General features: G+C 73.3%; 11 protein-coding genes. 9 read left to right on the forward strand and 2 right to left on the reverse strand.

Translation table 11 applies throughout. The features are described 5' to 3' along the window. Positions 1–60: 60 nt before the first annotated feature. Positions 61–1,167 (forward strand): helix-turn-helix transcriptional regulator, encoded by a 1,107-nt coding sequence (locus J116_RS08055; RefSeq protein WP_028963820.1) that lies wholly within the window; start codon positions 61–63, stop codon positions 1,165–1,167. A 210-nt stretch (positions 1,168–1,377) separates the two neighbouring features. Here J116_RS08055 and lon read toward each other — a convergent pair whose 3' ends face one another. Next, positions 1,378–3,807: an endopeptidase La gene (gene lon / locus J116_RS08060; RefSeq protein WP_023586586.1), complete on the reverse strand. Its 2,430-nt coding sequence runs from the start codon at positions 3,805–3,807 to the stop codon at positions 1,378–1,380. A gap of 487 nt (positions 3,808–4,294) precedes the next feature. Between lon and J116_RS08065 the strand changes: the two genes are divergently transcribed. The 7 genes from J116_RS08065 (at position 4,295) to J116_RS08095 (ending at position 13,061) form a co-directional block, all read left to right on the forward strand. Continuing rightward, complete coding sequence (locus tag J116_RS08065; RefSeq protein ID WP_023586587.1) at positions 4,295–4,795, forward strand: YfbM family protein; 501 nt, start codon at positions 4,295–4,297, stop codon at positions 4,793–4,795. Positions 4,796–4,983: 188 nt separating this feature from the next. Next, positions 4,984–5,643 carry a GNAT family N-acetyltransferase gene (locus J116_RS08070; protein ID WP_028963821.1) on the forward strand — a complete coding sequence of 220 codons (660 nt, stop codon included), beginning with the start codon at positions 4,984–4,986 and terminating at the stop codon, positions 5,641–5,643. Positions 5,644–5,725: 82 nt separating this feature from the next. Next, a complete protein-coding gene (locus tag J116_RS08075; protein ID WP_023586589.1) occupies positions 5,726–6,442 on the forward strand; it encodes a spermidine synthase family protein in 717 nt (238 codons plus the stop codon). An 82-nt stretch (positions 6,443–6,524) separates the two neighbouring features. Further along, a complete protein-coding gene (locus tag J116_RS08080; RefSeq protein WP_023586590.1) occupies positions 6,525–7,262 on the forward strand; it encodes a response regulator transcription factor in 738 nt (245 codons plus the stop codon). Positions 7,263–7,513: 251 nt separating this feature from the next. Continuing rightward, the gene (locus J116_RS08085) at positions 7,514–8,587 is read left to right on the forward strand and encodes a HAMP domain-containing sensor histidine kinase (protein ID WP_028963822.1); all 1,074 of its coding nucleotides are present in this window, start codon (positions 7,514–7,516) and stop codon (positions 8,585–8,587) included. Between the two features lie 301 nt (positions 8,588–8,888). Next, positions 8,889–12,752 (forward strand): multifunctional oxoglutarate decarboxylase/oxoglutarate dehydrogenase thiamine pyrophosphate-binding subunit/dihydrolipoyllysine-residue succinyltransferase subunit, encoded by a 3,864-nt coding sequence (locus J116_RS08090; protein ID WP_023586592.1) that lies wholly within the window; start codon positions 8,889–8,891, stop codon positions 12,750–12,752. A 129-nt stretch (positions 12,753–12,881) separates the two neighbouring features. Then, complete coding sequence (locus J116_RS08095) at positions 12,882–13,061, forward strand: DUF6104 family protein (protein WP_023586593.1); 180 nt, start codon at positions 12,882–12,884, stop codon at positions 13,059–13,061. Positions 13,062–13,203: 142 nt separating this feature from the next. Here the strand turns inward: J116_RS08095 and J116_RS08100 are convergent, their stop codons facing one another. After that, entirely contained in the window at positions 13,204–14,013 is an 810-nt protein-coding gene (locus tag J116_RS08100) for a hypothetical protein (protein WP_023586594.1), read from the reverse strand. A gap of 194 nt (positions 14,014–14,207) precedes the next feature. Between J116_RS08100 and J116_RS08105 the strand changes: the two genes are divergently transcribed. Continuing rightward, positions 14,208–15,062, forward strand: coding sequence for a DUF4097 family beta strand repeat-containing protein (locus J116_RS08105; protein ID WP_023586595.1), 855 nt, complete (start codon positions 14,208–14,210; stop codon positions 15,060–15,062).

A 15,062-nucleotide genomic window follows, 5' to 3' on the forward strand; every position in this document is an offset into this window, starting at 1 on the left:
TCCCGAGAAGTGGACACGCACACTTGTGTGTCCGCCGAGGGCGCGGTGAGAATCCCACGCATGATCAAGGGGGGATTGCCCCCACTTGGCCTGGGGGAGGCCGAGGAGCGGGCATATGAGGCTTTGCTGCTGGAACGGGCCGATCGGGTGGAGGAGTTGGCGCGGCTCCTGGGGCTTCCGCGGGAGCGGGTGGACACCGCGCTGGACCGGCTGGTGGAGCACGGTTTCGCCCACCCGGCGGACCCGGCGGACGGGGGCGGACTGCCGCACCCGGCGGCCCCGGCGGCCGCCCTCCGCACGCTGATCGACCGGCGCCAGGCCGAACTGCACCGCCGGGCGGCGGAGTTGGAGCGGCTGCGGCTGACGGCGGAACGGCTTGCCGCACGGCGTACCGGAGGGGCGGGCGGCGGGTGCGCCGTGGAGGTCGTCACGGGCGGGGGCGCGGCCGACGAACGGGCGGCCCGGCTGCTGGCCGGGGCGGAACGCGAGGTGCTGCTGATGGACCGGGCGCCGTACGGGGGCGTGGGCGCGGGCCTGGACGTGGGCGGGCTGCTCGCGCGGGGCGTCGAGGTGCGGGCGGTACTGGACCGGGCGGGCCTCGTGTCGCCGGTACGGGCACGGGCGGTGGCCGCCCTGGCGCGGCGGGGGCTGCGGGTGCGGGTCGCGGCCGGGGTGCCGACGCGGCTGGTGGCGGTGGACCGGCGGGTGACGCTGCTGCCGCCGTCGGACCCCGCCGACCCGAGGCCCCACGCCCTGGTGGTGTCCGACCCCAGACTCCTGGAGGCACTGCTCCCGCTGTTCGACGCGGCATGGACCCGGTCCGCACCGTGGGGCGACGGCCACCGGGAAGGCCACCGGGAGGGCGACGGCCACCGGGAAGGTGCGGGCGGGCGCGAGGACGGCGGCCGCCGGGACGGCCGTACCCACGACGGCGGCCAGGACCAGGACCGCGCGGGCGACGGCGGCGGAGACGGCTGCCCCGAGCAGCGGGAACTGCTGCGGCTCCTCGCGGCGGGCCTCAAGGACGAGGCCATCGCCCGCCGCCTGGGCGTCCACGTCCACACGGCCCGCCGCCGTATCAGCCGCCTCCTGGAGACCCTGGACGCCCGCACCCGCTTCCAGGCCGGCGCCCGGGCAACGGCCAGAGGCTGGCTGGACACCTGGTGACCCGAGCCACGGCCCCGGGCGGCGTGGCCTGCCCGAACGGCTCACCCGGGCAGGCCGCGCGGTCGACGGGTCCGGGTGACGGACGGCAGCCCGCCACCTCACCGCCCGGCCCCACCCCCCGCCCGCCAGGACCAAGGCCCGAAGGCCCAGGGCCCGGCGGACCAAACGGCCCGGCGGACCAAAGGCCCGGCGGACCCAGGGCCCGGGGGATCAGGCGGCGACAGGGGCCGCCGTGGCCGCCTCCTTCACCATGTCCGCCGCCCCGGCGGGCGTGAGGGCGATGTCCAGGACCTGGCGGACGTCCGTCACGGTGTGAACCTCCAGCTTGCCGAGGACCTCGGCGGGCACGTCGTCGAGGTCGGCCTCGTTCCGCTTCGGGATGACCACCGTGGTGATCCCCGCCCGGTGCGCGGCGAGCAGCTTCTGCTTGACGCCGCCGATGGGCAGGACCCGGCCGGTCAGCGACACCTCGCCGGTCATCGCGACATCCGTCCGCACCAGCCGTCCGCTGAGCAGGGAGGCGAGCGCGGTCGCCATGGTGACACCGGCGCTCGGCCCGTCCTTCGGCACCGCCCCGGCCGGGAAGTGGATGTGGACGCCCCGGTCCTTGAGGCCGGTCACGGGCAGTTCGAGCTCGGCGCCGTGGGAGCGCAGGAAGGAGAGCGCGATCTGCGCGGACTCCTTCATCACGTCACCGAGCTGCCCGGTGAGGGTGAGCCCCGCCGCGCCGGTCTCCGCGTCCGCGAGGGACGCCTCCACGAACATCACGTCGCCGCCCGCGCCCGTGACGGCCAGTCCGGTGGCCACACCGGGCACGGACGTACGGCGCTCGGCGGGATCCTGCGCGGACTCGGGCACATGGTGCGGGCGCCCGACGAGGTCGCGCAGGCCGTCCTCGCCGACGGTGAACGGCAGCTCGCGGTCGCCCAGCTCCGCCTGCGCGGCGACCTTCCGCAGCAGCCGCGCGATGGACCGCTCCAGGTTCCGCACTCCGGCCTCGCGGGTGTACTCCCCGGCGAGCTTGCGCAGCGCGGCCTCCTCGATCACCACCTCGTCGCGTCCGAGCCCGGCCCGCTCCAGCTGGCGGGGCAGCAGGTGGTCACGGGCGATGACGATCTTCTCGTCCTCGGTGTAGCCGTCGAGGCGGACCAGCTCCATGCGGTCGAGGAGCGGCTCGGGGATGGCCTCCAGCACGTTCGCGGTGGCGAGGAACACGACGTCGCTGAGGTCCAGCTCGACTTCGAGGTAGTGGTCGCGGAACGTGTGGTTCTGCGCCGGGTCGAGGACCTCCAGCAGGGCGGCGGCCGGGTCGCCCCGGAAGTCGGAGCCCACCTTGTCGATCTCGTCCAGGAGGACGACCGGGTTCATGGACCCGGCCTCCTTGATGGCGCGGACGATCCGGCCGGGCAGGGCGCCGACGTACGTCCGCCGGTGGCCGCGGATCTCCGCCTCGTCCCGTACGCCGCCGAGCGCGACGCGCACGAACTTGCGGCCCATCGCGTGCGCGACGGACTCGCCGAGGCTGGTCTTGCCGACGCCGGGCGGGCCCACCAGCGCGAGGACGGCGCCGCCGCGCCGCCCGCCGACGACGCCGAGGCCCCGGTCGGCGCGGCGCTTGCGGACCGCGAGGTACTCGGTGATGCGCTCCTTCACGTCGTCGAGACCGGCGTGCTCGGCGTCGAGGACCTCGCGCGCGCCGCGGATGTCGTACTGGTCCTCGGTCCGCTCGCTCCACGGCATCTCCAGGACCGTGTCCAGCCAGGTGCGGATCCACGAGCCCTCGGGCGACTGGTCGCTGGCCCGCTCCAGCTTGTCGACCTCCTTGAGCGCGGCCTCGCGGACCTTCTCGGGCAGGTCGGCGGCCTCCACGCGGGCCCGGTAGTCGTCCGTGCCGCCGTCGGCGTCCTCGCCGTTCAGCTCGCGCAGCTCCTTGCGTACGGCTTCGAGCTGGCGGCGCAGCAGGAACTCGCGCTGCTGCTTGTCCACGCCCTCCTGGACGTCCTTGGCGATGGACTCGGCGACGTCCTGCTCGGCGAGGTGGTCGCGGAGCTGCTCGGTGGCGAGCTTCAGCCGGGCGACGGGCTCGACGGTCTCCAGCAGGGCGACCTTCTGGGCGGTGGTGAGGAACGGGGAGTACCCGGAGTTGTCCGCCAGGGCGGCGACGTCGTCGATCTGCTGGACGCGGTCCACGACCTGCCAGGCGCCGCGCTTGCGCAGCCAGCTGGTGGCGAGGGCCTTGTACTCCTTGACCAGCTCCGCGACGGCGCCGGGCAGGGGGTCGGGCACGGCCTCCTCGACCTCGGTGCCCTCCACCCACAGCGCCGCGCCCGGCCCGGTCGTCCCGGCCCCGATCCGTACCCGCGCGCGGCCCCGGATGAGCGCCCCGGGGTCGCCGTCGGACAGCCGCCCGACCTGCTCGACGGTCCCGAGGACGCCGATCGCGGCGTACGTCCCGTCCACCCTCGGCACCAGCAGCACCCGCGGCTTGCCGCTGCCCTCCCGAACGGCGGCCTGGGCGGCCTCGACGGCGGCGCGCACCTCGTTGTCGGACAGGTCCAGCGGCACCACCATCCCCGGCAGGACGACCTCGCCGTCGAGCGGCAGCACGGGCAGGGTGAGCGGTGTGGACGTCGAACCCATGATCTCCCCTTCGGCAGTCAAGTTGAGCTACACACACTCAATGCACCTGAGCCGCCCGGTGTTCCCCACGCCGCGTTCACCCCCAGCGAACAGCCGCCCCCGCTGCGTCATCGTTGGCCATGAGACATGACCGCCGACGCACCGTCCCCGCAGACACCCGGAGCCGCACCAGACGCTTCCGCGCACGGCGGACCGGAACGCCGGCGGGCGCGCCGCGCCGAGGCGTGGTCGATCGGGTGGACGGCCCTGGCACTGGTCGTCTGGCTGCGGCCGACGTTCCCGATGCTCGCCGACCACGGCCCGAGCCCTACGGGAACCGGCCCGCCTGCCGGGGCCCGCTGGTCGACCCGTCGCCGGGGGATTTGGGCCCCGCCGGAGAAGTGAGGCACGGCCCGCCCCGGCACGCCGGGGTCGAGCGGCCGCGCCCGGCATGACAACGGCCGTCCGGCCCCGGCCCGTTGTCAGTGGCGGCGCCTACGATCCGCTCATGAGCATGATCGGGGAGTACGCGAGGCTGACCGCCGACGAGTTCACACGGGCGCTGGATGACCCGGAGTGGGCCGAGGAGCGGGTGGACGAACTGGTCGAGGCCGAGCTGGACGGCCGCGGCGACCGCGAGGCGCGGTGCCTCGACACGGACAAGGCGTGGCACGCGCTGGACTTCCTGCTGAGCCGGATCGGCTTCCCCGTGGACATCGTCTTCGGGGAGGGGTCCATACCGGGCGCGGAGGACTGGGGGTACACCCCGCCGCGCTATCTGGCGCCGGACCGGGTGCGGGCCGCCGCCGAGGCGCTGCGGACCACGCCCGTCGAGCGGCTGGTCGAGGGCGTCACGCCCGAGGACCTGGCGAGGGCGGACGTGTACCCGGTGATCGTGTGGGAGCGGGGCGAGTCGCTGGAGTACGCGACGGCGTACTACGAGGCGCTGGTGCCGTTCTTCGCCGCCGCCGCCCGCGACGGGGACGGCATGCTCATGTGGCTTGACTGAACGACGCGGGCCGGGCACCGCCCGCTGCGGGGGCGGCCTGGAGCGGGGGCCCGGCCCGTGGCCGGAGCCCGCGCCCCTACACCGTCCCCCACGCCGCCGCCCCGCATGTCACGCGACAGCCTTGTCACCCCACCCGCACCGTCCGTTATCTCCTTGCGCACGCCGAGCACCTGGCATGTAATGGCCACGTGGACAACGCACTTATTACGGCGGCCTGGGTGCGGGGCTGGGCCGTCTCGCGGGGCACGCCGCCGCCCGTGGACGAGCCGTGGGGCTACCGCATCGACGTGGGCCTCGGCCGCCATGTCTTCCGGCACGTGCTGCCGGAACCGGACGAGCCGACCGTCCGCAAGCTCTGCGAGACCGTGGACCAGCCGTACGCCTGGCTGAAGGTCCTCGCCGAGCCCGAGGAGGTCGCCCGGTGGATCACCCCCGCGTGGACGGTCCCCGACGACCCCGGCTTCATGATGTACACCGCCCTGCGCCCCGGCCCCGCGCCCGGCCTGCCCGCGGGGTACGGGCTCGACGTCGAGGCCCACGAGGGCGTCCACCTCGTGCGCCTCCTCGCCGAGGACGGTTCCCTCGCCGCGCGCGGCCAGGTCGCCCCCACGGGCCGCACGGCGGTGTTCGACCAGATCGAGACGTACGAGGGCCACCAGCGGCGCGGTCTCGGCAGCGCCGTCATGCGCCTCCTCCACAACGCCGCCGCCGAGGCCCACGCCACCACCGGCGTGCTGAGCGCCACCGTCCAGGGCCGCGCGCTGTACTCGGCACTGGGCTGGCGGTACCAGGGCCCGCTCACCGGAGTCGTACGCGACGGCAGCCCGGGCGCGGACGGCCCCGCCTGAGGAACCGCACAGAGGAACCGCACACAGGAACCACGCAGGGGAACCGCGTGCGGCGGAGAGGGCGTTGCATAAGGTGGAGCGCATGCCCTTGACGCTCGACCGACGTGAAGGCCCGTACGGTGAAGTCGTGCTGCGGCAGCGCGACGACCACTTCGAGATCATCGCCAACGGCACCTTCCTCATGGACACTTCCGACGGCCGCTCCGAGCGGCTGCTCGTCGACGCCGCCCTCCAGGCCCTCGGCGGCCCCCGCACCGGCGGCGCCGCGGACGCCCGTTCCGCGGGCACCCGTCAAGACGCCCACCGCCCCTCCGTCCTCATCGGCGGGCTCGGCGTCGGCTTCTCCCTCGCCCACGCCGCCGCCGACCCCGCCTGGGGCCGCATCGCCGTCGTGGAGCGGGAGCAGGCCATCATCGACTGGCACCGCGAAGGCCCCCTCGCCGCCCTCTCCGCCCGCGCCCTCGCCGACCCGCGCACGGCGCTGATCCACGCCGACCTCGTCGCGTACGTCCACGCCCCGGACATCCCGGACACCTACGACGCGCTCTGCCTCGACATCGACAACGGCCCCGACTGGACGGTCACCGAGGGCAACGACGGCCTGTACTCGCCGTCCGGCCTCGCGGCCTGCGCCCGCCGCCTCAACCCCGGTGGCGTACTGGCGGTTTGGTCCGCCCGGCCGTCCGCCGATTTCGAAGAGTCCTTGCGGAATGCCGGTTTCAGCGGGGTACGGACGGAAGAGATCCCGGTTGCCCGGGGCGTACCGGACGTGGTCCACCTCGGGATTCGACCCGCGTAGCCGCGGCATGGTCGCTGCCTTTATGTTGTTGACGTAAAGCGCACGGAACTACAGCTCGCGCAGGACGCGACAGGGGCGGGGCATGGAGCACGCACACACCAGCCACACCGGCACCGCGGTCACGCCGGGTACCCAGCGCCGGGTCCTGGTCGTCGAGGACGACACGACGATCGTGGAGGCCATCTCCGCGCGACTGCGGGCCGAGGGGTTCCTCGTGCAGACGGCGTCCGACGGACCGGCCGCGGTGGACGCGGCGGACGCGTGGCAGCCGGACCTGATGGTCCTCGACGTCATGCTGCCGGGCTTCGACGGGCTGGAGGTCTGCCGCCGCGTCCAGGCGCAGCGGCCCGTGCCGGTCCTGATGCTCACCGCGCGCGACGACGAGACGGACATGCTGGTCGGGCTCGGCGTCGGCGCCGACGACTACATGACCAAGCCGTTCTCGATGCGCGAGCTGGTCGCCCGGGTCCATGTGCTGCTGCGCCGGGTCGAGCGGGCCGCGCTGGCCGCGGTCACCCCCCGCAGCGGCATCCTGCGCCTGGGCGAACTGGAGATCGACCACGCGCAGCGCCGGGTCCGCGTCAAGAGCGACGACGTGCACCTGACGCCGACCGAGTTCGACCTGCTGGTCTGCCTGGCCAACACGCCGCGCGCGGTCCTGTCCCGTGAGCAGCTGCTCGCCGAGGTGTGGGACTGGGCCGACGCGTCGGGCACGCGGACCGTGGACAGCCACATCAAGGCGCTGCGCCGGAAGATCGGCGCCGAGCGGATCCGTACCGTCCACGGCGTGGGGTACGCCCTGGAGACCCCGGCGCCGTGAGCCCCGGGCGCCCCGGGACCCGGGACCGCGACCCCGGCGGAAGTCCGCGACCGGACAGTGAACCCCGAGGCGGCCGGACGGAGGGCCGTACGGTGGAGGGCGACCCGTTCCCGGACGACGACCGCGCCCCGCTCGCGGACGACGGCACCGCGCTCGCGGGCGACGGCGACCCGCCTGCGGGTGACGGCGGCCCGGCCGCGCACGGCGGCGGCCGCGCGGGCCGCCGCCGACCCCGCCCCGCCCGGCGCGGGCTGCGCGGACGCCTCCCCTCCGTCACCATTTCCATCAAGACGAAGCTGGGCAGCCTCGTCGTCGTCTCCGTCTTCATCACCACCGGCCTGCTGCTGGTGGCGCTGCGCACGGAGACCGAGCTGCGCTTCATCACGGTCTTCTCGGTGATCGCGACCCTGCTGCTCACCCAGTTCGTCGCGCACGGCCTGACCGCTCCGCTCGACGAGATGAACAAGGTCGCCAAGGGCATCTCGCACGGCGACTACACCCGCCGCGTCCGGGGCGCCGGCCGCCGCGACGAGCTGGGCGACCTCGCCTCCACCATCAACCGCATGGCGGACGACCTGGAGGCCGTGGACCGGCACCGCAAGGAGCTGGTCGCCAACGTCTCCCACGAGCTGCGCACCCCCATCGCGGCGCTCAGGGCCGTCCTGGAGAACGTCGTGGACGGCGTGTCGGCGGCCGACCCGGAGACGATGCGCACCGCGCTCGCGCAGACCGAGCGCCTGGGCCGCCTCGTGGAGACCCTGCTCGACCTGTCCCGCCTGGACAACGGTGTCGTACCGCTCCGCTCGCGCCGCTTCGAGGTGTGGCCGTACCTGTCAGGCGTGCTGAAGGAGGCCAGCCTGGCCGCCTCGCACCGGTCCGTCGGCGCCGGGGCGCGCCCCCACGCGCGTACGGACGTGCACCTGCACCTGGACGTGTCGCCGCCCGAGCTGACCGCGCACGCGGACGTGGAGCGGCTCCACCAGGTCGTGGCGAACCTCGTGGAGAACGCGGTGAAGCACTCCCCGCCGCACGGCCGGGTCACCGTACGGGCGCGGCGCGGCCCGTTCCCCGAGTCACTGCGCCTGGAGGTGCTGGACGAGGGCCCCGGCATCCCCGAGTCGGAGCGGCACAAGGTCTTCGAACGGTTCAACCGGGGCAGCGTCCCCTCGCCGCACGGCCCGGGCAGCGACGGCGGCACCGGCCTCGGCCTCGCCATCGCCCGCTGGTGCGTGGATCTCCACGGTGGCCGTATAGGTGTGGCCGAATCCGCACGGGGCTGCCGCATTCTCGTCACCCTTCCGGGGATTCCACGGCAGCGCGGTTGACATAGGGTTCGAACCGGAGACGTCAGGTGTCCGTGTACGTGTACGGGGTACACGTCCGGAGCGGGGGCGGAACCGTTCAGGGGTGCGGACCACGCAGGTCGCAGCTCCGCCGCGCGCTACCCGGTCACAGCCGGTCGTCGTCGAACCACGCTTGTTTCCCGCCATTTCTGCCCGTGAAACCCGCCGTTCGATGTGATGTACGCGACGATGGCACGCCCCGCCTGCACCTTCCGCTCGTAGAGGCGTAGCCTTTATTTCCGCTGTCCATCACCTTGTGAAGCGGAAGAGGGCGGTTGCCGCCGTGTCGTCTCAGTCCCCCAGTAACTCGAGCATCTCGACCGACCAAGACGGCCAGGGCCAGAGCCCTGCGGCCGCCTTCGGAGCCAATGAGTGGCTCGTCGACGAGATCTACCAGCAGTACCTCCAGGACCCGAATTCGGTCGACCGCGCCTGGTGGGACTTCTTCGCCGACTACAAGCCGGGTGCCTCCGGCTCGGCGGACAAGCCCGCAGGCGAGGCCCCCGCGGCCTCGGGGGCCGCGGGCACCGTGACGCAGCCGGCCCCGGCCGCGGAGGCCACCGCACAGGCCCCCGCCACCCCGGCCGCGCCCGCCGCACAGGTCCCCGCGCCGGCCCCGGCGCAGCCCGCCGCTCCCGCGCAGGCCCAGGCGCCCGCTCCGGCGCAGGCCGCCCCCGCGGCGCCCGCCGAGGCCGCGCCCGTGAAGCCCGCCGCGCAGCCCGCGAAGCCCGCCGCCGCGAAGCCCGCGCCCGCCAAGCCGGCGGCCGAGGCCCCGGCCGGTCCGGAGTTCGTGGCGCTGCGCGGCCCCGCCGGTGCCGTCGCGAAGAACATGGACGCCTCGCTGGAGATGCCGACCGCCACCTCGGTCCGCGCCGTCCCGGTGAAGCTGCTGTTCGACAACCGCATCGTCATCAACAACCACCTGAAGCGGGCCCGCGGCGGGAAGATCTCCTTCACGCACATCATCGGCTACGCGATGGTGCAGGCCATCAAGGCCATGCCCTCCATGAACTGGTCGTACCAGATCAAGGACGGCAAGCCGACCCTGGTGAAGCCGGAGCACGTCAACCTGGGCCTCGCCATCGACCTGGTGAAGCCGAACGGCGACCGCCAGCTCGTCGTCGCGGCCATCAAGAAGGCCGAGACGCTGGGCTTCTTCGAGTTCTGGCAGGCGTACGAGGACATCGTCCGCCGCGCCCGCGCGAACAAGCTCACCATGGACGACTTCACCGGCGTCACGGTCTCCCTGACCAACCCGGGCGGCCTCGGCACGGTCCACTCCGTGCCGCGCCTGATGCCCGGCCAGTCGGTGATCATGGGCGTCGGCTCGATGGACTACCCGGCCGAGTTCCAGGGCACGTCGCAGGACACCCTGAACAAGCTGGGCATCTCCAAGGTGATGACCCTCACCTCGACGTACGACCACCGCGTCATCCAGGGCGCCGCGTCCGGCGAGTTCCTGCGGATCGTGTCGAACCTCCTCCTCGGCGAGGACGGCTTCTACGACGACATCTTCAAGTCGCTGCGCATCCCCTACGAGCCGGTCCGCTGGCTCAAGGACATCGACGCGTCGCACGACGACGACGTCACCAAGGCCGCGCGCGTCTTCGAGCTGATCCACTCCTACCGGGTGCGCGGCCACGTCATGGCCGACACGGACCCGCTGGAGTACCGCCAGCGCAAGCACCCCGACCTGGACATCACCGAGCACGGCCTCACCCTGTGGGACCTGGAGCGCGAGTTCGCCGTCGGCGGCTTCGGCGGCAAGTCGATGATGAAGCTGCGCGACATCCTCGGCGTCCTGCGCGACTCGTACTGCCGCACCACCGGCATCGAGTTCATGCACATCCAGGACCCGAAGCAGCGCAAGTGGATCCAGGACCGCGTCGAGCGCCCGCACTCCAAGCCGGAGCGCGAGGAGCAGCTGCGCATCCTGCGCCGGCTGAACGCGGCGGAGGCGTTCGAGACCTTCCTCCAGACCAAGTACGTCGGGCAGAAGCGGTTCAGCCTGGAGGGGGGCGAGTCCGTCATCCCGCTGCTCGACGCGGTGATCGACTCGGCGGCCGAGTCCCGCCTCGACGAGGTCGTCATCGGCATGGCCCACCGCGGCCGCCTGAACGTCCTCGCGAACATCGTCGGCAAGTCGTACGCGCAGATCTTCCGCGAGTTCGAGGGCAACCTCGACCCGAAGTCGATGCACGGCTCCGGCGACGTGAAGTACCACCTGGGCGCCGAGGGGACCTTCACCGGCCTCGACGGCGAGCAGATCAAGGTCAGCCTGGTCGCGAACCCGTCCCACCTGGAGGCCGTGGACCCGGTCCTGGAGGGTGTCGTCCGCGCCAAGCAGGACATCATCGGCAAGGCCGGCACGGACTTCACCGTCCTGCCCGTCGCCCTGCACGGTGACGCGGCCTTCGCGGGCCAGGGCGTCGTCGCCGAGACGCTGAACATGTCGCAGCTGCGCGGCTACCGCACCGGCGGCACGGTCCACATCGTCATCAACAACCAGGTCGGCTTCACCGCCGCCCCGGAGTCCTCCCGCTCCTCGATGTACGCCACGGACGTGGCCCGCATGATCGAGGCGCCGATCTTCCATGTGAACGGCGACGACCCGGAGGCCTGCGTCCGCGTGGCGCGGCTCGCCTTCGAGTTCCGCCAGACGTTCAACAAGGACGTCGTGATCGACCTCATCTGCTACCGCCGCCGCGGTCACAACGAGGGCGACAACCCGCAGTTCACGAACCCGCAGATGTACACGCTGATCGACCAGAAGCGCTCGGTGCGCAAGCTGTACACCGAGTCGCTGATCGGCCGGGGCGACATCACGCTGGAGGAGGCGGAGCAGGCGCTCCAGGACTTCCAGGGCCAGCTGGAGAAGGTCTTCACCGAGGTCCGCGAGGCCACGGCGCAGCCCAGCCCGGCCCCCGGTGTCGACCCGCAGGCCGGTTTCCCGGCGGAGGGCGTGAACACGGCCGTCCCGCAGGAGGTCATCAAGCGGGTCGCCGAGTCGCAGGTCAACATCCCGGATGACATCACGGTGCACCCGCGCCTGATGCCGCAGCTCCAGCGCCGCGCGCAGTCGATCTACGACGGCACGATCGACTGGGGCATGGGCGAGACCCTCGCCATCGGCTCGCTGCTGATGGAGGGCGTCCCGGTCCGCCTCGCCGGCCAGGACTCCCGCCGCGGCACGTTCGGCCAGCGCCACGCGGTGCTGGTGGACCAAGTGACCGGCGAGGACTACACGCCGCTGCTGTACCTGGCCGACGACCAGGCCCGGTACAACGTCTACGACTCGCTGCTCAGCGAGTACGCGGCGATGGGCTTCGAGTACGGCTACTCGCTGGCCCGCCCGGACGCCCTGGTCATGTGGGAGGCGCAGTTCGGCGACTTCGTCAACGGCGCGCAGACCGTCGTGGATGAGTTCATCTCCTCGGCCGAGCAGAAGTGGGGCCAGACCTCCGGCGTCACGCTGCTGCTGCCGCACGGCTACGAGGGCCAGGGCCCGGACCACTCGTCCGCCCGCCCGGAGCGCTTCCTCCAGATGTGCGCGCAGAACAACATGACGGTCGCGATGCCGACGTCCCCGGCGAACTACTTCCACCTCCTGCGGTGGCAGGTGCACAACCCGCACCACAAGCCGCTGGTCGTCTTCACGCCGAAGTCGATGCTGCGTCTGAAGGCCGCCGCGTCGAAGATGGACGAGTTCACCACCGGCGGGTTCCGCCCGGTCATCGGTGACACGACGGCCGACCCGGCCGCCGTCCGCAAGGTCGTCTTCTGCTCCGGCAAGGTCTACTACGACCTGGAGGCGGAGCGGCAGAAGCGCGGCGCCACGGACACGGCGATCATCCGCCTCGAGCGGCTGTACCCGCTGCCGGGCGCCGAGCTCCAGGCGGAGATCGCCAAGTACGCGGGCGCCGAGAAGTACATCTGGGCGCAGGAGGAGCCGGCGAACCAGGGTGCGTGGCCGTTCATCGCGCTGAACCTGATCGACCACCTGGACCTGGCGGTCGGCGCCGACATCCCGCAGGGCGAGCGCCTGCGCCGCATCTCGCGGCCGCACAGCTCCTCCCCGGCGGTCGGCTCGGCCAAGCGCCACCAGGCGGAGCAGATCCAGCTGGTCAACGAGGTGTTCGACGCCTGACCGGCGGTCGTACGCGCGTAAGCGGAGGGCCCGGAACCCGAGGGGGTGCCGGGCCCTCCGGCGTACCGGGCGCCCTACCCTGGGAGGGAACACCCGGGGAGTGCCCCGGCAGGATTCAGGAGACGTGTCTTGTACTTCACCGATCGTGGCATCGAGGAGCTGGAGAAGCGGCGTGGCGAGGAGGAGGTCACCTTCGAGTGGCTCGCCGAGCAGCTGCGGACGTTCGTGGACCTGAACCCGGACTTCGAGGTACCGGTCGAGCGCCTGGCCACGTGGCTGGCGCGGCTGGACGACGAGGACGAGGAGTAACGGGGCGCCCAGCGGCCCCGACGGGTGCGGGGCGGCGGCCCTCTGGAGGCCGGTGAGCCCGCTGCGGGCGTCCCGGGGCGCCCCCTCCGGGCCCGCGGGCACCGTCAGGGGCCGATGGGACCCCTGCGGGCCCCAGACACCCCTACGGCCCCGGGCGCCGCTCCCCGGTGCGGAACCGCTCATACGCGAGCCCTGCCGCGCCCTGGAGGGTGAGCAGCGCCCCCGCGGTGACCCAGCCGGGGCTCGGCGGGCGCCGGGACAGCGCCCAGGCCAGCAGCGGCAGCCCCACGGCCACCTGGAGCCCGGCCAGCACGCGCGGCAAGCGGGCCAGGGGCCCGTCCGGGACGCTCAGCTCGGCCCGTACGGCGTCGCGCCAGCCGTGGCCCTCGACGCTCCGGGCGTCCGGATGGGCCTGGGCGGCGGCGCGCAGATGCGTGGTGGCCTCGCCGGGCTGCACGCCGGGCGGCAGTTCGAGGCCGAGGCGGGCGAGCACGGCGACGAGGCCGAGCAGGCGGGCGCGGGCGTCGGCGTCCGGGTCGGGGCGGGTGAGGGTCTGGAGGTCCTGCACGTCCATGACGGGGTCGAGGCCGAGCCGCTCGGCGAACGTCAGCATGGCCTCGTCCATCCCGACGGGCGTGCCGTCCGCGAGCCAGGTGTAGTCCACCGGTCGGCGGAATCCGTACGCGAGGGTGTGACCGGCCCGTTCGCCGTCCCACCACAGGGCGATGACCGGCCAGGGCGCGCCGACGGCGAGGGCGGTGGCCCATCCGGTGGCGATCCGCTCGACCGGTTCGGAGCCGTCGAGCCAGGGGCGGCCCTCCGGGACGAGGACGCTCCAGTCCGTTCCCGCCGGGGCGAGGACGACGTGCTCGCGCAGCAGGCGGGCGGGGGCGGCGACCGCGTCGGGGTCGGCTCGGCAGAGCAGCAGCGCACCGGTCGATGTCGCGTTCATGAGCCATACGCTAGGGCAATTCGCCCACTTATGACGGCTTCGGGGCCGTCTTGACTTCCCCCAGCCGCGATATATCGTGTATGCGAGTCGCAAACGCGATATGCCGCGTCTCCGTGCCCCGGCGGGGCCGGACGCGCGGGGCACGGGCCCGGGGCGCGGGCGCCGGGCGGCCGAGACCCGAGGAGGGCATCACCATGCCGGAGTGGTCCGTCAGCGAGCCGATGAGGCTCACCCTCGACGACCCCGTGACAGCACTCGCCGTGCGCGTCGTGAACGGCGCGGTGAACGTGGTCGGCACGGACGGTGGCCCCGCCCGCCTGGAGGTCACGGAGCTGGACGGCCCGCCGCTGTCCGTCACCCTGCGCGACGGGACGCTGACCGTCACCTACCCCGACCTCCCGGGGAGCGGCCTGCTGACCCGGCTGCTGGCGAAGGCCCGCCACCGCAGCGCCGTCGTCTCGCTCGCCGTCCCGTCCGACGCCTCAGCCGAGGTGGGCGTGGTCGGCGCCGCGGCCGTCGTGTCGGGCATGCGGGGGCGTACGGAGGTGAGCGGCGTCAGCGGCGACGTGACCCTCGTCGGGCTCTCGGGCCGGGTGCGGGCGGAGACCGTGTCGGGTGACGTGGAGGCCCAGGCGGTCACCGGGGAGCTGCGCTTCCAGTCCGTGTCGGGCGGTCTGACCGTCGTGGACGGCTCGGGGGCGTCCGTACGGGCCGACTCGGTCAGCGGGGACGTGGTGGTGGACGTGGACCCGGCCGACGACCCCACGGACATCCAGGTGGCCACCGTCTCGGGGGAGGTCGCGATCCGGCTGCCGCACCGCACGGACGCTAGCGTCGAGGCGAACACGACGAGCGGCGCCGTCGCCAGCGCGTTCGACGGGCTGCGCGTGGACGGCCTGTGGGGCACCAGGCGGATCAGCGGCACGCTCGGAGCCGGTACGGGCACGTTGAAGGCGACGACCGTGACCGGCGCCATCGCCCTGCTGCGCCGCCCCGAGCGCCCCCGGACCGCCGCGGCCCACGACGTACCCTCCGGAAAGGCCCTCTGA

Source organism: Streptomyces thermolilacinus SPC6, assembly GCF_000478605.2.
Classification (GTDB): domain Bacteria; phylum Actinomycetota; class Actinomycetes; order Streptomycetales; family Streptomycetaceae; genus Streptomyces; species Streptomyces thermolilacinus.